The organism is Aureimonas sp. Leaf324 (genome assembly GCF_001423245.1).
GTDB lineage: Bacteria > Pseudomonadota > Alphaproteobacteria > Rhizobiales > Rhizobiaceae > Aureimonas.
The window spans coordinates 1-20,836 of record NZ_LMOH01000008.1; the positions used below are offsets into that span (position 1 = coordinate 1).

20 protein-coding genes and 2 pseudogenes are annotated in these 20,836 nt (G+C 68.1%); 8 read left to right on the forward strand and 14 right to left on the reverse strand.

Annotated elements, in window-relative coordinates; all coding sequences use genetic code 11:
* The 7 genes and pseudogenes from ASF65_RS21990 to ASF65_RS06710 all read right to left on the reverse strand — a co-directional run.
* Positions 1 to 498 (reverse strand): dihydroxyacetone kinase subunit DhaK (locus ASF65_RS21990; RefSeq protein ID WP_162239463.1); only part of this gene is annotated, 498 nt, incomplete at both ends.
* Position 499: 1 nt separating this feature from the next.
* Positions 500 to 906, reverse strand: a pseudogene (locus tag ASF65_RS21995) (dihydroxyacetone kinase subunit DhaK); the annotation flags it as partial.
* Between the two features lie 67 nt (positions 907 to 973).
* Positions 974 to 1,102, reverse strand: a pseudogene (locus tag ASF65_RS22000) (dihydroxyacetone kinase); the annotation flags it as partial.
* An 87-nt stretch (positions 1,103 to 1,189) separates the two neighbouring features.
* Positions 1,190 to 2,449: a TRAP transporter large permease subunit gene (locus ASF65_RS06695; protein ID WP_055886995.1), complete on the reverse strand. Its 1,260-nt coding sequence runs from the start codon at positions 2,447 to 2,449 to the stop codon at positions 1,190 to 1,192.
* Positions 2,446 to 3,027 carry a TRAP transporter small permease subunit gene (locus ASF65_RS06700; RefSeq protein WP_082505225.1) on the reverse strand — a complete coding sequence of 194 codons (582 nt, stop codon included), beginning with the start codon at positions 3,025 to 3,027 and terminating at the stop codon, positions 2,446 to 2,448. The genes ASF65_RS06695 and ASF65_RS06700 overlap by 4 nt, the downstream gene beginning before the upstream one ends.
* Positions 3,024 to 4,028 carry a TRAP transporter substrate-binding protein gene (locus ASF65_RS06705; RefSeq protein WP_055886999.1) on the reverse strand — a complete coding sequence of 335 codons (1,005 nt, stop codon included), beginning with the start codon at positions 4,026 to 4,028 and terminating at the stop codon, positions 3,024 to 3,026. Before ASF65_RS06705 ends, ASF65_RS06700 begins: the two co-directional genes overlap by 4 nt.
* 105 nt (positions 4,029 to 4,133) lie before the next feature.
* Positions 4,134 to 4,886, reverse strand: a complete 753-nt coding sequence (locus ASF65_RS06710) for an SDR family NAD(P)-dependent oxidoreductase (RefSeq protein ID WP_055887001.1) — start codon at positions 4,884 to 4,886, stop codon at positions 4,134 to 4,136.
* A gap of 189 nt (positions 4,887 to 5,075) precedes the next feature.
* On the opposite strand from ASF65_RS06710, the gene ASF65_RS06715 reads away from it, so the two are divergent.
* The 4 genes from ASF65_RS06715 to ASF65_RS06730 all read left to right on the forward strand — a co-directional run bounded on the left by ASF65_RS06715 (position 5,076) and on the right by ASF65_RS06730 (position 9,008).
* Positions 5,076 to 5,969 carry a LysR substrate-binding domain-containing protein gene (locus ASF65_RS06715; protein WP_055887004.1) on the forward strand — a complete coding sequence of 298 codons (894 nt, stop codon included), beginning with the start codon at positions 5,076 to 5,078 and terminating at the stop codon, positions 5,967 to 5,969.
* A gap of 162 nt (positions 5,970 to 6,131) precedes the next feature.
* Positions 6,132 to 7,010 carry a sugar phosphate isomerase/epimerase family protein gene (locus ASF65_RS06720; protein ID WP_055887006.1) on the forward strand — a complete coding sequence of 293 codons (879 nt, stop codon included), beginning with the start codon at positions 6,132 to 6,134 and terminating at the stop codon, positions 7,008 to 7,010.
* Between the two features lie 106 nt (positions 7,011 to 7,116).
* Positions 7,117 to 7,974 carry a transketolase gene (locus tag ASF65_RS06725; RefSeq protein WP_055887170.1) on the forward strand — a complete coding sequence of 286 codons (858 nt, stop codon included), beginning with the start codon at positions 7,117 to 7,119 and terminating at the stop codon, positions 7,972 to 7,974.
* Positions 7,975 to 7,985: 11 nt separating this feature from the next.
* Complete coding sequence (locus tag ASF65_RS06730) at positions 7,986 to 9,008, forward strand: transketolase family protein (RefSeq protein WP_200940007.1); 1,023 nt, start codon at positions 7,986 to 7,988, stop codon at positions 9,006 to 9,008.
* A 3-nt stretch (positions 9,009 to 9,011) separates the two neighbouring features.
* Here the strand turns inward: ASF65_RS06730 and ASF65_RS06735 are convergent, their stop codons facing one another.
* A complete protein-coding gene (locus tag ASF65_RS06735; protein ID WP_244486582.1) occupies positions 9,012 to 9,977 on the reverse strand; it encodes a LysR substrate-binding domain-containing protein in 966 nt (321 codons plus the stop codon).
* Between the two features lie 186 nt (positions 9,978 to 10,163).
* Between ASF65_RS06735 and ASF65_RS06740 the strand changes: the two genes are divergently transcribed.
* The 4 genes from ASF65_RS06740 to ASF65_RS06755 all read left to right on the forward strand — a co-directional run bounded on the left by ASF65_RS06740 (position 10,164) and on the right by ASF65_RS06755 (position 14,607).
* Positions 10,164 to 11,651, forward strand: a complete 1,488-nt coding sequence (locus ASF65_RS06740) for a sugar ABC transporter ATP-binding protein (protein WP_055887012.1) — start codon at positions 10,164 to 10,166, stop codon at positions 11,649 to 11,651.
* Complete coding sequence (locus ASF65_RS06745) at positions 11,648 to 12,643, forward strand: ABC transporter permease (RefSeq protein ID WP_055887015.1); 996 nt, start codon at positions 11,648 to 11,650, stop codon at positions 12,641 to 12,643. Before ASF65_RS06740 ends, ASF65_RS06745 begins: the two co-directional genes overlap by 4 nt.
* 31 nt (positions 12,644 to 12,674) lie before the next feature.
* Complete coding sequence (locus ASF65_RS06750; RefSeq protein WP_055887018.1) at positions 12,675 to 13,640, forward strand: substrate-binding domain-containing protein; 966 nt, start codon at positions 12,675 to 12,677, stop codon at positions 13,638 to 13,640.
* 73 nt (positions 13,641 to 13,713) lie between these two features.
* On the forward strand, positions 13,714 to 14,607 hold the full coding sequence (locus ASF65_RS06755; RefSeq protein WP_055887021.1) for an SMP-30/gluconolactonase/LRE family protein: 894 nt from the start codon (positions 13,714 to 13,716) through the stop codon (positions 14,605 to 14,607).
* Between the two features lie 376 nt (positions 14,608 to 14,983).
* Here the strand turns inward: ASF65_RS06755 and ASF65_RS06760 are convergent, their stop codons facing one another.
* From ASF65_RS06760 to ASF65_RS06785, 6 genes are read right to left on the reverse strand one after another with little or no spacing between them, the layout of a single operon-like run.
* Complete coding sequence (locus ASF65_RS06760) at positions 14,984 to 16,519, reverse strand: amidohydrolase family protein (protein WP_055887024.1); 1,536 nt, start codon at positions 16,517 to 16,519, stop codon at positions 14,984 to 14,986.
* The gene (locus ASF65_RS06765; protein WP_055887026.1) at positions 16,516 to 17,169 is read right to left on the reverse strand and encodes an aspartate/glutamate racemase family protein; all 654 of its coding nucleotides are present in this window, start codon (positions 17,167 to 17,169) and stop codon (positions 16,516 to 16,518) included. The genes ASF65_RS06760 and ASF65_RS06765 overlap by 4 nt, the downstream gene beginning before the upstream one ends.
* The gene (locus ASF65_RS06770; protein ID WP_055887029.1) at positions 17,166 to 18,053 is read right to left on the reverse strand and encodes a polysaccharide deacetylase family protein; all 888 of its coding nucleotides are present in this window, start codon (positions 18,051 to 18,053) and stop codon (positions 17,166 to 17,168) included. The genes ASF65_RS06765 and ASF65_RS06770 overlap by 4 nt, the downstream gene beginning before the upstream one ends.
* Positions 18,050 to 18,988, reverse strand: coding sequence for a polysaccharide deacetylase family protein (locus ASF65_RS06775; RefSeq protein WP_055887032.1), 939 nt, complete (start codon positions 18,986 to 18,988; stop codon positions 18,050 to 18,052). The genes ASF65_RS06770 and ASF65_RS06775 overlap by 4 nt, the downstream gene beginning before the upstream one ends.
* Positions 18,985 to 19,776 carry a BtpA/SgcQ family protein gene (locus ASF65_RS06780; RefSeq protein ID WP_055887035.1) on the reverse strand — a complete coding sequence of 264 codons (792 nt, stop codon included), beginning with the start codon at positions 19,774 to 19,776 and terminating at the stop codon, positions 18,985 to 18,987. The genes ASF65_RS06775 and ASF65_RS06780 overlap by 4 nt, the downstream gene beginning before the upstream one ends.
* Positions 19,773 to 20,831 carry a carbohydrate kinase family protein gene (locus ASF65_RS06785; RefSeq protein ID WP_055887039.1) on the reverse strand — a complete coding sequence of 353 codons (1,059 nt, stop codon included), beginning with the start codon at positions 20,829 to 20,831 and terminating at the stop codon, positions 19,773 to 19,775. The genes ASF65_RS06780 and ASF65_RS06785 overlap by 4 nt, the downstream gene beginning before the upstream one ends.
* Between the last annotated feature and the right edge of the window lie 5 nt (positions 20,832 to 20,836).

The window sequence follows — 20,836 nt, forward strand, 5'->3', positions numbered from 1 at the left end:
AGCGAGGTGAAGTAGTTGCCGACATAGGTGCGGTAGACCGTGAGGCCGCGACCGGTGATCTCGGCCTCGATCGTGTCGTTGAGGATGTAGAGCTCGTTGAGCGGCGTCGCGCCGAGGCCCGAGACGAGGACCGCGACCTCGGTGCCCGCGGCGAGCGCATGGTCGTCCAAGACGATCTTGGCCATGTCGCGCGCGACCTCGGCAGCCGTCTTCAACGGTTCCACGCGGATGCCGGGCTCGCCGTGATGGCCGATGCCGACCTCCATCGTGCCGGCCTCGATCTGGAAGTTCGGATGGCCGACGGCCGGCAGGGTGCAGGGGCCGAGGCCGACGCCGATCGAACGGCAGTTGTCTATCGCCTTCTGGGCGGTGGCGCGCACCTCCTCGAGACTCGCGCCTTCGTTCGCCTTGGCGCCGCCGATCTTCCACATGAAGATCTCGCCCGCGACGCCGCGGCGCTTCTCGCGCTCCTCCGGCGGGGCCGAGCAGACGTCGTCGNTCGTTCGCCTTGGCGCCGCCGATCTTCCACATGAAGATCTCGCCCGCGACGCCGCGGCGCTTCTCGCGCTCCTCCGGCGGGGCCGAGCAGACGTCGTCGTTGGCCACCACGACAGCGACCTCGATGCCGTCCTTCGACGCCAGCTTCTGCGCCATCTTCACGTTCATGTTGTCGCCGGCATAGTTGCCGTAGAGGCAGACGACGCCCGCGCCGCCGCTGGCTTCCTTGATCGCGTCATGGAAGCTTTTCGCGGTCGGCGAGGAGAACAACTCGCCCACCGCCACCGCGTCGACCAGCCCCTTGCCGGTATAGCCGATGAAGGCCGGCTCGTGGCCCGAACCGCCGCCGGTGACGACGCCGACGCGCCCGCTCTTCGGCGCGCTCGTGGACACGACCACGCGCCGGTTCGTCTCCGACAGGCGCACGAGGTCGCGGTGGGCCTTCACGAAGCCGCGGACGGTGTCGTCCACCACNCGGCGCGCTCGTGGACACGACCACGCGCCGGTTCGTCTCCGACAGGCGCACGAGGTCGCGGTGGGCCTTCACGAAGCCGCGGACGGTGTCGTCCACCACGTTGTCGGGATCGTTGATGAAACGCTGCATGGGTATCTCCGGGCAACAGGAGGCCGGCGGTCCCAAGGGACCGGCCGAACCGTTGCGAAAGGACAAGCGGCGCCGAGCCGCCGCGGGTCAGTAGAAGGTCAGCGCCGGGATATAGCTGACCGCAAAGAGCAGCAGCATGGCCATAGCGAAGAAGGGCCAGAGTTCCCGCGTCGTCGCGCCGAGCGGCGCCTTAGCGATGGAGGACGAGATGAACAGCGTCGTTCCGATAGGCGGCGTGTAGAGGCCGATGCCGAGATTGATGACCATGATGAGGCCCAACTGCACCGGATCGAGCCCGATCGTGGCGGCGAGCGGCACGAAGATCGGTCCCAGAAGCAGAATCGAAGGCGGCAGGTCGAGCGGCATGCCGACGATCAGCATCAGGACGTTCATCATCATGATGATGAGGATCGGGTTGGAGACGTTGGCCGAAACCCAGGCCGCGAAATTCTGCGGCACCTGGTCGAAGGTCAGGATCCAGCCCACGGCCGCCGAGCCCATGATGACCAGCATCACGACGCCGGTCGCCACGCCGGCTTCCACCATGTTGTCGCAGAAGCGCTTCAGCGTCAGGTCTCGGTAGAACAGGAGGCTGAGGACCAGCGAGTAGACCACCGAGAGCACCGCGACTTCCGTCGGCGTCGCGAAGCCGAAACGCAGGCCGAGGATGATGAGGATCGGCAGAAGGATCGCCGGGAAGCTCTTGACCGCGAGGCGGGCCAGCTCGCGCTTTCGAATGCCGCTCTTCTCGACCGCATAGCCACGACGCCAGGAGACGTACCAGCACACGCCGATGAAGCTGACCGCCATCAGGACCCCCGGCAGGATGCCGGCGACGAAAAGGTCGGCGACCGATACGCCGCTGACCAGCGCATAGAGAATCATCGGGATCGAGGGCGGGATCAAGACGTCGATCACCGCCGAGGTCGCGTTGTTGGCGGCGCAGAGCGGCGCCGGGTAGCCCTGCCGCTTCTGCCACGGAATGAGCACCGAGCCGAGCGCCGAGGCGTTGGCGACGGCCGAGCCCGACACGCCGCCGAAGACGACCGAGGACACGACGGTCGTCGAGAGCGCCCCGCCCCGCCAACGCCGCATGACGTGGCTGGCGAGTTCGAGGAGCTGGTTGCCGAGTTTGCCGCCGAGCATCAGGGTGCCTGCCAGCATGAAGAAGGGCAGCGCCAGCATGGGGAAAGACTGCGTCTGGTCGTAGATCTGCTGCGCGACGATCGAGAGCGGCAGGTACCCGTGCGAGAGGATGGCCACGCCCGCCGCGATGATGAGCCCGTAGCCCACGGGGATCGCGAGCAGCATGGTGACGAGGAAGACGCCGAGCATGATGAGGGTCATAGCGGCAGTTCCTCGGCGCTAGTCTGCGGACGGGCGTCCCAACCGAGGCGCGCGACGCGGAAGGTGGCGGTGGCCGTGACGAGGGCGACGAGCAGGGCGCCGATCGAGACGACGTAGTAGCCGATGCTGTTGGGCAGGCCGAGGATCGGGCTGTGCTCGACGCCCGCGATGGCCGCGACGACGCTGGCCTGCCAGGCGAGCGTCAGGAAGCTCGCGATGACGCAGACATGGCTGAAGACGAAGAGCATCGCCTTGCCTCGCGCTTTGAGGCGGTCGTAGAGCCACTCCACGGCCATGTGGAGCCCGCCTTGCGCGGCCAGCGTGATGCCGGCGACGATGAAGAAGGGAAAGAGCAGCGTCGGCAGTTCCTGCGCCCAGCGGAAACCGCCGGACGAGAGCGCGTAGCGAGCCGCCACATTGGCGGTCATCACCGCCGTCAGGACGACGCCCGACCCGATCACCACCGCGCGGCAGAAGAGGCCGACGACCCTGTCGATGCCGTCGGCGAGGGCTAATGGGGCTCCGAGCGGGCGCCGAGGCCCGCTCGGATGGGCGCCCGGATCCGGGAGGGAGGTCATCCGCGCGCCGCTTCCTCGACCTGGGAGACGAAGGCGCCGAAGTCCTTCTTCTTCCACGTGTCGGCCACCGGTTTCGTCGCCTCGACGAAGGCGGCACGATCGACCTCGGTGACGACGAGCGCCGTGTCGGCCTTGAACTTGGAGAGGGCCTCGCCCGTCGCCTTCTCCGACAGCTCGATCTGCATCCGGCCGGCTTCAGTGGCGGCGGCCTGCACCGCGTCGAGGTCGCCGCCGATGCGGGCCAGGGCGATCTGCGACATCAGGAACGGCGTCGATTCCCACTTGTGGGCGGTCAGCGCCATGAACTTGTTGACCTCGTAGAGCTTGGAGCTGGCGATGTTGACGAGCGGGTTCTCCTGCCCGTCGACCACGCCCTGCTGGAGCGCGACGTAGAGTTCGCCGAAGGCGATCTGCTCGGTCGAGGCGCCGAGCGCCTGGAAGATGTCGATCGTCATCGGATCGGCGGGCGTGCGGACCTTCAGGCCCGCGACGTCGGCAGGCTTCGTCACCTCGCGCTTGGAGTTCGAGAGGTGCCGGATGCCGTTGTTCCAGTAGCCAAGCGGGACGATGCCGACCGCCTTGAACTTCTGCGCGAGCGTCTCGCCGACGGGGCCGTTGAGCATCGCGATCGCCTTGCCGGCGGTCTCGAACAGGAACGGCAGGCCGAGAACGGCGATCTCGGGCACGATCGCCGAGACCGGCCCCTGGCTGTTGGCGGTCATGTCGAGAGCGCCGGTGCGCAGGCTGGTGAGCATGGCGGCGTCCGAGCCGAGCGTCTCGGAGCCTGCGACGTTGATGGTGATTCGCCCTTCGGTCTTCTCCTTGACAAGCTCGGCGAAGCGGGCAGCAGCGAGCGTACGCGGGTTGCCGGGCGCCGCGCCGTGGCCGAGCGTTAGGACCGTCGCGGCGCGGGCGCGGATCGGATAGGCGAGAACGGCGGGGGCGGCGAGAGCCGTGCCGAGGCCCGCCAGAAGCGTGCGGCGCGTCAGGTGGATGGTCATGGTAGTCCTCCCGTTTCAAGCGTGTCGCGACATGGGGCGGACGGCTCCTCTTCCGTCCGCGCCCCGCGATGGGGATGATCGACGGCCCCAAGAGGCCGCGTCGTGTCAGTGAATGAGCATGCCGCCGTTGACGTCGATCGTCGCGCCCGTGACGTAGGACGAGAGGTCGGAGGCGAGGAACAGGTAGATCTTGGCCACGTCCGCCGCGTCGCCGAGGCGGTTGAGCGGAATGCCCTTCAGGATGTCGGTGCGCATCTCGTCGGTCAGCTTGCCGCCGGTGATGTCGGTCTGGATCAGGCCGGGCGTGACCGAGTTGACGCGGATGCCGGCCGGGCCGAACTCGCGCGCCATCGCCTTGGCGAGGCCGAGCACGCCCGCCTTGGCGGCCGAATAGTGCGGGCCGCCGAAAATGCCCCCGCCCCGTTGCGCCGAGACCGACGACATGCACGCGATGGAGCCGCCGCCCTTCTCCTTCATGTGCGGCACGAAGGCCTGGCTGAGGAGGAGAACGCCCGTCAGGTTGACGTCGATGACTTTGCCCCAGTTCTCAAGCGAGATGTCGAGCGTCTTGATCGGCTGGGTGATGCCGGCGTTGTTGACGAGTACGTCGATTTGGCCGAAGGCCTCGATCGCGGCTTTGGCCGCCGCATCGCAGGACGCCTTGTCCGTCACGTCGCAGGCGATGCCGACATGGCCCTCGCCCGGCAGGGACTTGGCGGCTTCCGCGCTGGCGCCTGCGTCGAGATCGAGGATCGCCACCCGCGCGCCGTGCTCGGCGAAGAGCTGGGCGGTCGCGCGGCCGATGCCGCGTTGGCTGGCCGCGCCCGAGATCACGGCGGTCTTGTCCTTCAACAACATGCGTCTGCTTCCTCACCGGGAAGCGCCGGCGGGAGGGCCCCATCGCCTCTCCGCTGCAAGCCGTGCGCTTCGTCTCCCCGCCCCGCAGCCAACGGCCGTCCGAAGCGTCCTGATCGGAGTAAAGGGGGCCGGCATCGCTGCCGCAAACGCGAAGTTTACATGCCTGAATGAATCTGGTTCAACATTGGCATGTTGAACGGCTTGTCTCTCTCGGCCATCCGCATCTTCGAAGCCGCCGCGCGCCACGGCACGTTTCGCGCGGCGGCGAGTGAGTTGAACTTGTCGCCGAGCGCCGTCAGCCACGCGATCGTGAAGCTGGAACGCGACCTCGGCACGCCGCTCTTCGACCGCTCGGCGCGCGCCATCCGCCTGACCGGCGACGGCGAAATCCTGATGCGGCACGTCTCGGCCGCCTTCGAGGAGCTGCGGCGCGGCGTCGAAAGCGTGTCGGCGCGGCGCTCCCGCCTCCTGCGGCTGCACAGCGCGCCGAGTTTCGCCGCCCAGATTCTGTCGCCGCGCCTGCCGACCTTTCTCGCCGCCCATCCGGGCCTCGAAGTGCGCATCGCCGCCTCCACCGAATATGTGCGCTTCGTCGATGGCGAGTTCGACGCGGATATCGTCTACGGCAAACCGTCGGGCGACCATCTCGTGATCGAACCGCTCGGCGAGGAACTGGTGACGCCGCTCTGCGCGCCCGAGATGGCGATGGGCATCCGCGTGCCCTCCGATCTTCTGACGCGCATCCTGATCCGCAGCGACAACAAACGCGTGCGCTGGCCGGATTGGTTCGCCGCCAACGGGCTGACGGCCCCGGCGACCCAGGCCATGAGCTTCGACCGCTCGTTCCTCGCCATCGCCGCGGCGGCCGACGGCCTCGGTGTCGCGCTGGAATCGACGCGTCTCGCCCAGCGCGAGATCCTGTCGGGAAAGCTCGTCGCCCCGCTCGTGGGTCGCACTCGCGACCTCCGCTACATCGGCCACCACCTCTGCTACCCGAAGTCCGGTTCGCAACGCCGGCTCGTGAGCGCCTTCGCCGAGTGGCTGCGCGCCGAACTCGGAACGCCCGCGCCGCTCGCCGAATGAGCAAGTGAATTTCATTCAACGGACGGTTAGAACTTCGCGTTTGTTGAAGTAGCCTTCACCGTCCCATCCTGCACGCCAAGGAGAGCGGGGGCTTCGGGCGCCGGGAGGGTGCCCGCCCCCGGCTCGCGGCGTCGGACGCCGCAGGGCATGCGGGGTTTGGGGATGGAGACTGGGGGAGAGAGGCAAAGCGCCACGGCCGCGCGCGAGCGGATCATTTCCGTTTCGGCCGCGCCCTACGACGGCTACGATCCGGCCGAGGCGTTCGAGAGCCTCGCGCGGGTCGGCGCGACCCATGTCGAGCCCGCCTTCATCGTCGGCTATACCGAACCGTTCGACGAGAGCGCCTTCGCGCCGGCGCAGGCGACGGCGTACCGCCGGCTGAGCGAGGCGAGCGGCCTCGCCTGCACGGCCATGTCCTCCCATATCGACCTCGGCCTGCCGGACGCGGTGGAGGTTTTCACCGGGCGCATGCGCTTTGCCGGCGCGATCGGTGCGCGCATCATCGCCACCAACGCCGCCGCGCGGGCTCGACAGGCCGCCTTCTTCGCCAACATGGACGTGCTTCTGCGCCGTGCCGAGGAGATCGGCCTGACGATCGCGCTCGAAAATCCGGGCGACGGCAGCGACAACCTTCTCGATACGGCCGCCGACGGTCTGGCGCTGGTACGGCGCTTCGGCTCCGATCGTCTCGGCCTCAACTACGACGCCGCCAACACGGCCTCGCATCGGCCGGCGCTTGGCGACTTCGCGGGCGATGCGATCGTCGCCATGCCGGCCTGCGTCCATATCCACGTCAAGGATCTCGTGCGCCGCGAGAGCGGGTGGCATTTCACCCCGATCGGCGAGGGCACGATCGGCTGCGCGCGCATCCTGGAAGCCGCCCGCGATCGCCCGTCGATGCCGATCAGCCTGGAGCTTCCGCTGCGCCTTCACCGCCGCCCGGATGCCCAACCGGTACGCCGGCCGGAGCCCGTGCCCCTGGCCGAAATCGAGGACGCCCTGCGCCGGTCCCTCGCAACCGTGCGATCGGCTCTGAAATGACGACGTTGAAGCTGAGCTAAACTGCGGAGCCCGTTTCCGCCAATGACGCCGCGATCGTGCCGAGCCTATGGTCGGCGCGTCCGCCATCCGCCGACCGGGAGAGACCATGCAGGACGAAAACCGCCCCCCCGCCGCCCTTTCCAACGTCTCACTGGCGCGGCGCGCCTGGAACATCCGGCGCAAGGCGCTCCTGATGGGCGAGGTGCAGGGACAAGGCTACATCGGCCAAGCCCTCGGCATCGCCGATGTTCTGGCCGCCTCCTACTTTCACGCGCTGCGCTACGATCCGGCGGAGCCTGAGTGGGAGGAGCGCGACCGCTTCCTCCTGTCGATCGGCCACTACGCCATCGCGCTCTATGCGGTGCTGATGGAAGCCGGGATCCTGCCCGAAGAGGAGCTCGAGACCTACGGCATGGACGACAGCCGCATGCCGATGTCTGGCATGGCCACCTACACGCCCGGCATGGAGATCACCGGCGGCTCGCTCGGCCACGGGCTCGGCATCGCCGTCGGGATGGCCATGGGGCTGAAGCGCAAGAAGAGCGACCGCTTCGTCTACAACCTGATGTCCGACGGCGAGCTCGGCGAAGGCTCGACCTGGGAGGCCGCCATGGCAGGCGCCCACCACAAGCTCGGCAATCTCATCTGCCTCGTCGATTTCAACGACCAGCAGGCGGACGGCAAGTCGACCCAGATGCTCTCCGCCGAGCCGCTCCTCGACAAGTGGACCGCCTTCGGCTGGCATGCGCAGCGCGTGGACGGCAACGACATGTCGGCCGTCGTCGCCGCGCTCGACGCGGCGCGCAACCATGCAGGCGACCAGCCCCGCGCCATCGTCTTCGACACCTTGATGTGCAAGGGCGTGCCCTTCCTGGAGACGCGCGAGATCACGCATTTCGTCCGCGTCGAGAAGGACGAATGGGCCAAGGCCCTGGCCGTTCTGGAGGAAGGGAAGCCCGCATGACCCATGCATCCATGGCCCGCAAGTACCAGCCGCGCCGCGTGATCCCCGTCGGCGAGCGCGTCGCCACCTCCGCCATGATCGCCTCGCTCGCGGCCGAAGGCTACGAGACCGAGAACGCCCCCTTCGGCCACGCTCTGGTGGAACTCGCCAGGACGGACGAGCGCGTCGTCGGCCTGTCTGCGGATCTGGCCAAGTACACCGACCTGCACATCCTCGCTCAGGCGATGCCCGAGCGCTTCTACCAGATGGGCATGGCCGAGCAGGTCATGGTCTCGGCGGCGGCGGGCCTGGCGCGCGAGGGCTTCCTGCCCTTCGCCACGACCTACGCCGTCTTCGCCTCGCGAAGGGCCTACGACTTCATCGCCATGGCGATCGCGGAGGAGAACCTTCCCGTCAAGATCGTCTGTGCCCTGCCCGGCCTGACCACAGGCTACGGCCCGAGCCACCAGGCGACGGAGGATCTGGCGATCTTCCGCGGCCTGCCGAACCTCACGATCCTCGATCCCTGTGACGCGGTGGACATCCGCCAGTCGGTCGCCGCCATGGCGGCCCATCCCGGCCCCGTCTATTCGCGCCTCCTGCGCGGCAAGGTGCCGGCGGTGCTGAACCGCTGGAAGCCCGACTACCAGTTCGAGATCGGCAAGGCGCAGGTGATCCGCGAGGGCAAGGATGTCCTCGTGATCTCGTCGGGCTTCATGACCATGCGAGCGCTCGACGCCGCCGAGCAGTTGGCCAAGGACGGAATCGACGTCGCCGTTCTCCATTCGCCGACGATCAAGCCGCTCGACACGCAGACGATCCTGCGCGAGGCGGGCCGGGGCGGGCGACTGGTGGTCACCGCCGAGAACCACACAATCGTCGGCGGGCTCGGAGAGGCGGTGGCGGGCACGCTCCTGAGCGCCGGCGTCACGCCGACCTTCCGCATGATCGGCCTGCCGGACGAGTTCCTGGAGGCTGGCGCCCTGCCGACGCTCCACGACATGTATGGCATCTCGGTGCCGAAGATCGCCGAGCGCATCAAGGGTTGGCTCTGACGCTCACTCGCCCGGCAGAAGTTGCGGGCGGCTCTCCAGGGTGAACCGGATGCCGAGATCGGCCAGGAGGCCCCGCGCCCGCGCGGTGTGCTCCCGGCCGGCCTCGGCCACCCACTCGGTGAACAGGCGCACCGAGCGCCGGTTGGCATGACGCGGCGGGCAGACCATCCAGTAGGCCGGAAACTCGATCGCCTCGAAGGCCGGCGACAGCGGCACCAGCCGCCCGGCGGCGAGAGCGTCCATAGCGAGCGTCGTGCTCTCCAGGGCGATGCCCGCGCTCTCGGCCGCCAGTCGCAGCGACATGGACGAGCGGTCGAACCGGTAAGGGCAGTTCGGCGCGACGCCTGCCACGCCGTTGCGCGGCAGCCAGGTATTCCAGCGGAAATAAGCCTTGGCGCTGTCGATCAACCGGGCGTGCCGCAACTGCTCGAGCGGGTCGTCGGAGAATTCGCGCAGTTCGGCGAGATAGGCCGGCGAGCACATGGGGAGGATGAGGTCGTCGACGACGCAGCTCGAATGCAGGCCGGCCCAGTCGCCCTCGCCGTAGCGCAGGTCGAGATCGATGACCTCCGTCGCGAAATCCGAAAAGTTCGGCGTCGCGTCCACCCGGATTTCCCATTGCGGATGGCGGCGCACGAAGTCGGCCAGGCGCGGGGCCAGCCAGCCGTCGCCGAAGGACGGGCTGACGCGCACCGAAAGATGGAAGCTCTCGCGCTGACGCATGATCGCCCTGCGCACGTCTCGGATGGATTCGAACGCCTGCGTCGTCGTCTGAAACAGGCGCTCGCCGTCGATGGTCAGGGACAGGCGGCGTTTCTCGCGATCGAAGAGACGGACGCCGAGCTGGTGCTCGAGCTGGCGCAACTGCTGGCTGACGGCCGACACCGAAACCTGCATCTCGTCGGCCGCCTTGGCGACACCGCCCAGGCGAACCACCGCCTCGAAATACGACATGGAGTTGAGGTTCATGGGATCACGGCACATCAGGTCAGTGAAGCTCAGCTTCACTAAAGCAGATGAAATACAAATTGAAAACAGCGTCCTGATCCCGCCATCATCCGCGGTAGACGGGGGGAGGCAACCCGATGACATGGGAGACGACCCGCAAGGTGGGCGGACGGTCGCACGCGGCCGCCACGACCGGACGCAGACGCCATGACGGCTGAGCGGTCCAACGCGTCGCCGCTCCTGGAAGCGGCCGGCATCGAGAAGAGCTACGGCGCCACGCGTGTGCTGCGAGGCGTGAATTTCCGGCTGCAGCGGGGCGAGATTCACGCCCTCCTCGGCGGAAACGGGGCCGGCAAGTCGACGCTCATCCGCATCGTCACCGGGCTCGCCTCGGCTGACGCCGGGCGCATCGCGCTGCGTTCAGCGCGCGACGAGGGCAAGCCGCCCGTCATCGCCGTGGTGCACCAGGAACTCGCCCTTCTGCCCGAACTCACCGTCGCCGAAAACATCGGCATCGTGCACGCGCCGTCCGCCTTCGGGCTCGCCCGGCGCGGCCGAGGCCGCGCCGTCGCCGCCGAGGCACTGCGCCTGATCGACCCCGCCATGGCCGAGCGCGTCCTCGACCTCCCGGCCCGCCGCTTGTCCCTGCACGAGGGCCAGGTCGTGGAGATCGCCCGCGCGCTCTCGATCGGCGCCGAGATCCTGCTTCTCGACGAGCCCACGGCCAACCTCACGGCGGGAGAGACCGAGAAGCTCTTCGTCCTCCTCAGGCGTCTGGCGCGCGAGAAGGCGATCGGCATCGTCTTCGTCTCGCACCGGATGAAGGAGATTCGGGCCCTGTGCGACACCTGTTCGATCCTGCGCGACGGGCGAACCGTGGTGGATGCCGCGCCGATGATGGCTCTCAGCGACGCCGACATCGTATCGCACATGGGCCAGCCCGCCCACCGCGCGGCGGACAGTCGCGAGCGGACGCAAGGCGCGGGCGATCCCGCGAAGACGCTCCGGCTCGACGGGCCGGACGACACGTCTCTCGACATCCGACCGGGCACCATCCTCGGCCTCGCCGGCGCGCCCTCGGGGCCGAGCGCGCTGATCGCGATGCTGGTCGGCGCTCGGAGCGCCTCGCCCTGGCGGCTGAGCGGCGAGGGGATCGCCGCGCCCTTCCGCTCCCCGCGCGAGGCGATTCGGGCGGGCGTCGGTTTCGTGCCGGGCGATCGGGCGGGCAAGGGCATCCTCGCCCAGCTTCCCATTCTCGACAACGTGGTGGCCGCGCGACGGGTGCGTGGCAGCCGGGGGCTGGCGCGGGCAGCCGAGCGCGAGGAATGCGCCGGGCTCGTCTCGGCGCTCCAGCTGAAGGCCGGCTCGATCTGGGATCTGCCGGGCACCCTCTCGGGCGGCAACCAGCAGAAGCTCCTCGTCGCCCGCTGGCTCGACCTGCCGCTGCGCATGGTGGTGTTGGAAGAGCCGACGCGCGGCGTCGATATCGGCACCAAGCGGGACATCTACGCCCTGATCCGCCGGATGGCGGACGCGGGCGCCATCGTCGTCTGGTGGTCGACGGAAAACGGCGAGCTTCTCGAACTGTGCGACGCGATCTTCGCCTTCGACACCGACGGCACCCCGAAAGGCTATCTCGCGGGCGAACGCTTCGACGAGGACGGGCTCGCCGAGCTCACCGGAATGGCCGCATGAGCGAGGCTTTCATGACATCGTCCCCTTCCCCCGCCGTGCGCAGCCGCGCACCGAGCCTCCTCCAGTCCTACCGCACCGAAATCGCCATCGCGGCCGCGATCGTGGCCCTGCTCTTGGCGGTCGGTTTCTTCGTGCCCTCGGCGCTCAGCATGGGCAACATGCGCAACATCGCGCAGGCTGCTGCCCCGCTCGTCATCATGGCGCTCGGCGTGTTCCTGGTGGTGGTGACGGGCGGCATCGACCTCTCGGTCGGCTCGGTCTTCTCGCTGACCGGCATGGTCACGGCGCTCGCCATGGCCAACGGATACGGCAGCGTCTCGGCGAGCCTTGCCGGCCTGTGCGTCGGCCTAGCCTTCGGGGCGATCAACGGCTTCCTCGTCACCGTGGTGCGCCTTGCCCCCTTCGTGGTCACGCTCATCACCTTCGCGGTGGCGGGCAGCCTCGCCTTCATCGTCACCAACGGGCGCTCGATGCCCATCGCCGACCCGAACTTCTGGCTGCTGAATTCCGGCGAACTGGTGCCTGGCCTGCCCAACCACCTCCTGTTCTGCCTCGTCGCCATGGTGGCGATCGAGTTCCTGCTGCGCAAGGTGGTAGTGGGTCGCTGGCTCTATGCGGTGGGCACCTCGGCGGGCGCGGCGCGGCTGATCGGCATTCCGGTGCAGCGGGTGAAATTCTCCGCCTACGTCGCCTCGGGCCTCCTGTCGTCCTTCGCCGGCGTAATGACCGTCAGCTACATCCTCAACGCTGAGGCGACGGCCGGCTCCAGCCTGATGCTGCAGGCGATCGCGGCCGTCGTGATCGGCGGGGCCAGCCTCTTCGGCGGCACGGGCACCGCGATCGGCGCCGTTCTCGGCGCGCTCATGATCACCTGCATCCAGAACGGCGTGAATCTCATCGGCGTCAACAGCTTCTGGCAGGGCTCGGTTACGGGCATCGCCATCCTGCTCGCCGTCCTCATCGACCGCTTCGGCAACAGCGGCCGCGCCTGACACCACCAAAAAAACAACGGGAGGAATCACCATGAACATCCTGAAGGCTCTCTGCATCGCCGCGCTCAGTGCCACCGTCCTCGCCGGCCCCGCGGGCGCCGCCGAGAAGAAGACGGTCGCCTACATCGCGCCCTCGCTCGACATCTCCTACTGGCAGTGGGTCGGCTACGGCGTGAAGAAGCAGGCCGAGGCGCTCGGCATGGACTATGTCGAGTACACGTCGGAGAACTCGCCGGCCAAGCAGATGGACAACGCGCGCGTCGCCGTGACCAAGGGCGTCGACGCCATCGTCATCGGCCCGGTCAGCTCGACCTCGACGCCGCCGCTTCTCAACTACCTCCAGCAGGAGAATATCCCGGTCGCCTTCGCCGGCATCGGCCCGCAGCCGGGCCTGACCAACTTCACCTCGGCGGTCACGGCCAACAACTACGAGACCGGCAAGGCGCAGGGCAAGTTCACCTGCGACCTCGCCAAGGAGCGCGGCGGGAAAGAGGTCGGCATGCTCTCACTGCCGCAGGACCGCGAGAACGCCCAGAAGTACCTGAAGGGTGCCGAAGAGGCCTTCGCCGCCGAGGGTTGCACTCTCGCCCAGATGCTGGAGACGCGTGGCCTCACCGTCAACGAAGCGGTCACCCAGGCCAACGACATGCTGACAGCCCATCCCGACATCAAGGCGATCTACGGCATGTACGACGAGGCGGGCACGGGGGCCGCCAAGGTGCTGGCCACGCGCGGCCTGACCGGCAAGGTCGGCGTCACTGTCGCCGACGGTTCACCCACCACGATCGGCCTTCTGAAGCAGGGGGCGATCCAGGGCATCTTCTTCCAAGAGGCTGTGGGACAGGGCATCGACGGCACGCAGCAGGTCTACAACGCGCTGACCGGAGCCCCGGTCACGCAGAACCTCGCGCTCGTCATGCCGCTCGTGACCGCCGACAAGGTTGAATCGCCCGAGGCTCAGAAGGTCATCGCGCGCGTCTTCCCGCCCAATGACTGAAGCAGCCCGCGAGGGAGGGCCAGCCGGCTCTCCCTCCCCGCCTTGCCGGCCCCCATCTTCGAGGAGTCCAGACGTGAGCCAGTCCCCCTTCTTCGCAACCGACATCGGCGCGCCGGAGGGGCCCGTCGCCCTCCCAGACGGCTCGCTCTACGTGACCGAGATGTCGGCCGGCACCTTGCGCGTCACGCATCTCACGCCCGATGGCCGGCGCCGCGTCGTCCTGCGCACCGGCGGCCGCCCCAATGGTCTCGCGATCGACGGCGACGGCATGATCTGGATCGCGGAAGCGGGCTTGCGCGCGCTCATACGTATCGCACCCGACGGGCGCGAGCTCATGCGCATCGAGGGCGACGGATCGGAGCGCTTCTGCTTTCCCAACGACCTCGCCTTCGGCCCGGACGGCCATCTCTACATGACCGATTCCGGTCTCGCACTCGACGACTTCCTCGACGGCCAGGACTTCGCCGAAGGCTTCATGGACTTCGACTGGGACGGGCGCGTCTACGAGATCGACCCGAAGGCGGGAAAGGTGCTGCGCACCATCGACCGCGGCATCCGCTTCACCAACGGCATCGCCTTCGACGCGCAGAACCGTCTCTACGCCAACGCCTCGTTTCCCGGCGACGTCTATCGCTACGACGTCTTCGGCTCGAGCGCACCGAGCCGCGAATTCTTCGGCAACGTCCTCCAGCCAGACAAGCGATCGGGCTTCAAGGGACCGGACGGCATGAAGTTCGGTCTCGACGGTCGCCTCTACTGCACCGTCTACGGCCAATCCAACGTCACCGTCCTCGCCTCCGACGGCTCGGTCGCCGACCGGCTGATGTTGCAGGGCGACGCACCTACGAACTGCGCCTTCGCGCGAGACGGACAGACGCTGCTCGTCACGGAAGTCGGGGTCGGCCGCGTGGAGAAATTGTCCGTGCCGTGCGGCGGCCTCCCGCTGCACTACCCAAAGGTCGGCTGACCGAATCGCGGGGCGAGCGGGTCTTCAGCGAAGCGAGCAGGCTGTGGTCCCGTCGTTGAAACTGGTAAGTAGCCGGGCTCTTCCAAGAGAAAGACTAAAGCTGCATCAAGGGCGGGCCGAACGCGACGCGCCATATCAGCTGGCGCCCATCAACGATCGATCAAGAATCATTTCGTGACTTCAATGACATAGGTGTTCGCAGTTTTGTTCTGACCGGCGCGCCAAAATTCAATCAGTCCGGTACAGAACTGCGAACCCACGAAGTCGGCCGGCCATACGGTTGGCTGGTGGCAACAGTGGATCGTAGTTTCATGCTCGCGAGCATCCTGAGGATCGCGTTGCGGGCTGTTGATGTCAGCGTCGGGTCGCCGACCGATCAAGCTGAGGCGTTTGGCGAGGTGTGAGGTGGGCCGAACGGTTCGTCGAGATAGCCCGCGTAGAACTTGCAGACATGAGGAAGCACCTGCGCTGATAGCGTTCGGCGCTCGACTTCCTGCGCCGTCAGAGGTTGTCCCATTCGTTCCGCGATCTCGTTAAGGGTCTGTGGCCGATCAAGGCGGTTGAATTTGCCGTCCTCGTAGATGACTTCACCCGCAACCATGACGGCCATGACGCAGTCACGGCGCGCCCGATGGACGAGGATATCGGTGAGCGCGAGGTCGGGGCTTTGGTAGGGATAGGTCAGGCGGTCCCAGTCGAGAAGCACGAGATCGGCCGCCGCACCTTCACGCAGATGTCCGATGCGTTCGGCGAAGGGGGTCGTTCCGGCGCCGTGCTCCGTCGCCATACGAAGGATTTCTGCGGGTTTTGGATACGGACTATCGATGCCCGGCTCGCGATGGACGTGAAGCGCGAGGCGCATCTCCTGAAGCATGTCGCGGTCGTCGTTGATGCCCGCTTCATCGATGCCGAGCGCCACCGGGATGCCTTTGGCGGTGAAGCGATTGAGGGGCGCGATCCCGCTTTTCAGCCGAAAGTTGGACGAGCAGTTGTGGCAGATCCGTGTGCCGGTATGCGCGCAGAGCTCGATATCGGCCTCGGTCATCCATACGCCGTGCCCAAGTGTGACGCCGGGACCGGTCAGTCCGAACCGATGGATATGGTCGAGCGCCGAACCGCCGGTCCGCTTACGTGCGTAGGCCCGCTGATACGGTGTTTCGAGCAGGTGGATGTGAAGCGGGGCGCCCGTCTCCGACGCCATCTCAGCGGCGCTCGCAAGCGCCGCGTCCGAGAGCCAGTGTAGGTTCGACGGCGCGATCTGGATCTCGATGCGCTCCTGCCTCGCATAGCGGCGGCGCAGGGCGTGGAACACCTCGACCTGCTCTTTGAGAGGCATCGCAAAGCGCTGGAAATAGGCCGCCATTGCGGGGCGAAGGTCGGATGGAAGCCGTTCGAGGAAGGCCTCGTCGGCCTCGTAGACCAAGCGGTTCTGATCGCGCAGCGCAAAGGAATAGGAGGCGCGCATGCCGATCTCGCGATAGGCGTCGATGACCTGTCCGGCTGTGGCGAGCACCGCCTCCGGCCCACCCGGCGCGCGCGAATGGAGATGCTGCACGGTGGTGACGCCGGATGCCACCATCTCGAAGGCCGAGTAGAGCGTGTCGAGCCTCGGAGGAACGTCGCGCAACGCGAGGCGGCTGGCGAACCAGAGTTCCAGCGCATGGTCGGGCGATCCGAGTTGCAGCGGCGTCAGTCCGACATGGTGATGGGCGTTCACCAGACCCGGAATGACCACCCGGCCGCGCCCGCCGATACGAGCGGCCCCGGGATGCGACCGGCGAAGCGTGCCGATCTCCCCGATCTCGCGCACCACACCGTTCTCGATCAGGAGAGCCCCGCCCTCGACGAGTTCCGGCGCGCCATCCTTTGCGAACCCCAGAAGAATGTGGTCGGCTTCGATCAGCGTCGTCATCGGGAAACCTCCGGGATCAGGCGAGCGAGGACGAGACGGACCGCGGCGGGCACCGGCTCGATGATCTCGACTCCGATTTGACCGTTCAGGGCCCGCGCCGCCTCGGCGAGCGGGCCACCACCGATCACGACGGCTTCGGCTCCCGCCTGGACGCCCTCGCGGCAGGCTTCCGCAAGTGCCTCGACGAGACGCGCGGGGTCGCCCATCAGATCGATGGGGTCGCCGGGTGTCAGAAAGGTGCCGAGGAACGCCTCGCCGAAGCCATAGCGCCGAGCGGTTCGCGCGATCGCGCCGACGAGTTCAGGCGTCGTGGTCGCGACAGCGAACCGCCGTGCGCCCAACACCGCTTCCGCCATTCCGGCTTCCGCGATCCCGGTGACGCGTACGGCGAGGCGAGCGCGAAGGGCTTCGAGCCCGGGATCCCCGAAAGCGGCGACGATCACACCGTCGAAGCCCTCGAGCCGCTCAGCGAGCGCTGACACGGCGGCGGTGGCCTGCACGAGGCCGGCTTCATCGGTGATGAGGGACGGGCCGAAGGGCGCGGTCAAACCTTCGACCGCAAGATCGGGCTGTGTGCGCCGGGCGATGCAGAGCATCGTCTCGGTGGTGGCCACGCTGGTGTTCGGGTTGACGAGGGCGATGCGCGTCATTGGCAGGCGTCCAGAAAGGCGCGGGCGATGTCGCCGCGTCGCGCGATCCAGAGGCGGTCCTCGCGCCGCCCGAGTTCGTCGAGGATCGCCTGAAACGCCTTGAAGCGCGCGGGTCGGCCGACGATGCGCAGGTGGAACCCGAGATTCAGGAGACGGGTCTGCCCAAGTTCCGCTTCGGCCTCTAGGACGTCGAGCGCGTCGCGGACATAGTCCACCATCTCGCTGGCGCGCACGAAGCCGTTCGGATGAAAGAACTTCATGTCGTTGGTATCGAGCGCATAGGGCACGACGAGGAGCCCACTCGCCGGATCGCGGTAGGGTAGGTCGTCGTCGAAGCCGTTCGAGGTGTAGAGATAGCCGCGCTCGGCCAGGAGCTCACGCGTCCAAGGACTTTCGGCGCCCCGGCAGAAGAAGCCGACCGGCCGCTCGCCGGTCGCGCGTTCGATCGCGGACGTGCATCGGTCGAGATCGTCGGCCTCGGCCTCCCGGTCCGCGTAGTCGGCGTGCGGGCGCCAGCGCCAGCCGTGGCAGGCAGCCTCGTGCCCGCGCTTCGCCAGCATGCGCGCGAGTTCGGGCGACCGCTCGGCCGCCCGGCCGCAGAAGAAAATCGTGGCGGGCATCCGCGCGCGCTCCAGCGCATCGACAATCCGCCAGATGCCGGCGCGCAGGCCATAGGCGAAAATCTGCTCCTGACCCGGATCGGGGCGCCCCGGCTCAACGACGGACAACACCTCGCCGATCGCCTCCGAGCGCGGATCGCCGTCGCCGACCTGCATTTCCGCGCCTTCCTCGAAATTCACCACCAGCGACACCGCCAGCCGAGCGCCGTTCGGCCAGCGGATGTCCGGCCAGCGTCCGCCATAGCCGAGGAGATCGCGGCTCATGGCGCAAAGCCTTCCGGGGTCGGTTTCGCCGTCCAGGGCTTGAGTCCGAGCCCGGCGCGCCAGTGACGGGCGATCTCCTCGCGCCGCGCGAACCAGACGCCCTCCTGTGCCATCGCGTGGTCCAGAAAGGCCTCGAGCCCGCCGATCCGGGCGGGGCGTCCGATGATGCGCAGGTGAAGCCCGATCGAGAGCATGCGCGGCGCCTCTGCTCCTTCGGCGTAAAGCCGGTCGAAGGCTGCGCAACAGTAACGCGTGAAATCCTCGGCGAAGGTGAAGCCGCCGCGGTTGAAGAAGCGCATGTCGTTGGTGTCGAAGGCATAAGGAAGAACGACATGCGCCCTGTCACCGACGCCCGCCATGTAGGGAAGGTCGTCGTTGTAGGCGTTGGAATCGTAGAGGAAGCCGCCGTGCTCGACGAGAAGCGCGCGCGTGCGCTCGCTGGTGGCCGAGCGGGTGTGCCAGCCGACCGGCGGCGTTCCAGCCGCGTCCTCGATCGCCGCGACAGCCCGAGCGATGACGCGGCGCTCCTCGTCCTCGGCCATGTGGACGTGACGCTCCCAGCGCCAGCCGTGGGCCGCGACCTCGTGCCCATCGGCGACCGCTTCCTCGGCGATCCAAGGAGACAGAGCGAGCGCGCGGCCGTTGGCGTTCAACGTGGCGGCAAGCCCGCGCTCGGCAAGAGCCTTGCGGATGCGCGGCCATCCGGCGCGGGTGCCGTACTCGAAGTGGCTCTCCATGCAAAGGTCGCGCGCGCCCTCGACCCCCTCCACCGCCTCGTAGATCGTCTCGTTGCGCTCGTCGCCCATGCCGAGCGAGAGTTCGGCCCCCTCCTCCACATTGACGACAAGTGATACGGCAAGCCGCGCGTCGCCGGGCCAGCGGATCGCGGGCGGGCGACCACGGTAGCCGGCGAAGTCGCGATCCGCGGCACTCATGCGCCGTGCACCGCGTCGACGAGGCGCCGGGCCTTCTCGGTGTCCCAGTGAAGGAGATCGGTGGGTCCCGCGCCCTGTCGCATGAGGTCCGTCGAGACGATGGCGCCGTCCGCGACGGCCAGCGTCTCGGCGATGTTCTCGCTCGTCACGCTGCCGCCGAGAAGGATCGGTCGCGTGACGCCGGCGGCCTTGGCGGCGCGGATGCGCGAGAGACTTTCGGAAAAGGTCGCGCCGGTGATCACGAGCCCGTCCGCACCGAACTTTACCGCCCCTTTGGCCGCCTCTTCGGGGCTGACGTCGATCAGCGGCATGCAGGTCCGGTCGAACACGTCGGCGAGGATCGCGATGTCGTCGCGCCGCATCTGGTGGCGATAGGTGCGCGCCTCCACCGCAAGCGGCCCGCGCGTACCCTCAAGCGTCATCGCCGCGCCGACGAAGATTTTGAGGCGCACGAAGTCGGCGCCGCTGGCGTGGGCGATAGCGAGCGGGGCGATGGCGTCGTGTGCCTGGACGATGATGCCAAGCGAGATTGCCGGGTTCTCGCGCTTCATGACGCGCCCGAGCGTAGCGGTGATGGCGATCGTCTCGGCAGTCGCGGGTCCTTTCTGGCGCGTCTGGTCCTGCAGCATGATCCGGCGGATGCCGGTTTCAAGGAAGACTTCCGTGTTGGCGAGGACGTAGTCTTCCAGGAAGCCCATGGACATGTCGCGCCGCACCGAAAGGTCGGGAAGGTGGAGCGCGGCGACGATGAAGGGATCGGCGGCGGCGTCGGCGGGAAAGAAGCTCATGCGGGATCCAGTTGGGCAAGCGGCGCCCGCAGGCGCCCGGAAAGCTGGGGGTCGAGGGTCTCGACCAGGGCGAGGAGGCGGGTGTGCGCGGCGCGGCGGGACGTTTCGGCGAGGTGGAACGGCCCGAAGGCCTCGACGGCGAAGGAGGCCGATACCGTCCCAAGGCACGCGGCCAGGATCGGATTGCCGGTCAGCGCCAGCCCGGCGAGGACGCCGCCGCAGAAGGCGTCGCCCGCCCCGGTCGGATCGATCGCGGCGACCGGTGCGACCGGGACGGCGACGGGCTCGGCCTCCCCCTCCTGCACCAGCGATCCCCTGGCGCCGAGCTTGGCGATGAGGAGCGCCGGACCGAGGGCGCGCAGGGCCCGGAGCGCGCCTGGCGGCGGTGCGCCCGGAACCAGTTCCGCAAGTTCCTTCTCGCTCGGCAAGAAACAGCCGAGGCGGTTCATCAGGCCGGCCGCATCGGCGCGAAGGTCCACCGCGTTGGAGCCGGGATCGAGCGTGACGATGCGGCCGCCGACGACGAGGCCGTCCGCCATGGCGCGTTGCTCGGCCACGCGATTGGCGGCGAGATGGACGCCCCGCGCGCCGCGCCATCCTTCGGGCACGTCGGCAAGGCGCACCGGATGGCGGCGGCGGAACGCGGCGAAGGTCGCGCCCCCGCCCGTGCGCGACGCCAGAGCCCGCTCCAGTCCGGCGACCGCGTCCGGCGTCAGCCGTGTGCCCGCCGGGGCCGGGAGCGGATCGGCGAGCGGTGCGTGGAGATGATCGCGGCGGCTTCCGTCGGGGCGATAGAAGAACCACTCGCCCTCCTCCACCGTCTCGGCCTCGTGGCGGACGCCGGCCAGATCAATTCCCGCCCTTGAGAGGCGCTCGAGATGCGCCGCCGGGTAGTTCGCCGGCACGCGGCCGACAATCCCGACGCCCTCCATCCAAAGCCGCGCACCGGCGGCGGAGTAGACGGCGTTTCCGCCCATCGTCAGGAGACCGAGCGTGCCGTCGGCGGCCACGACCGTGTCGAGGATGATGCCGCCAGCCGTGAAGAGTCGCACCATCGGCG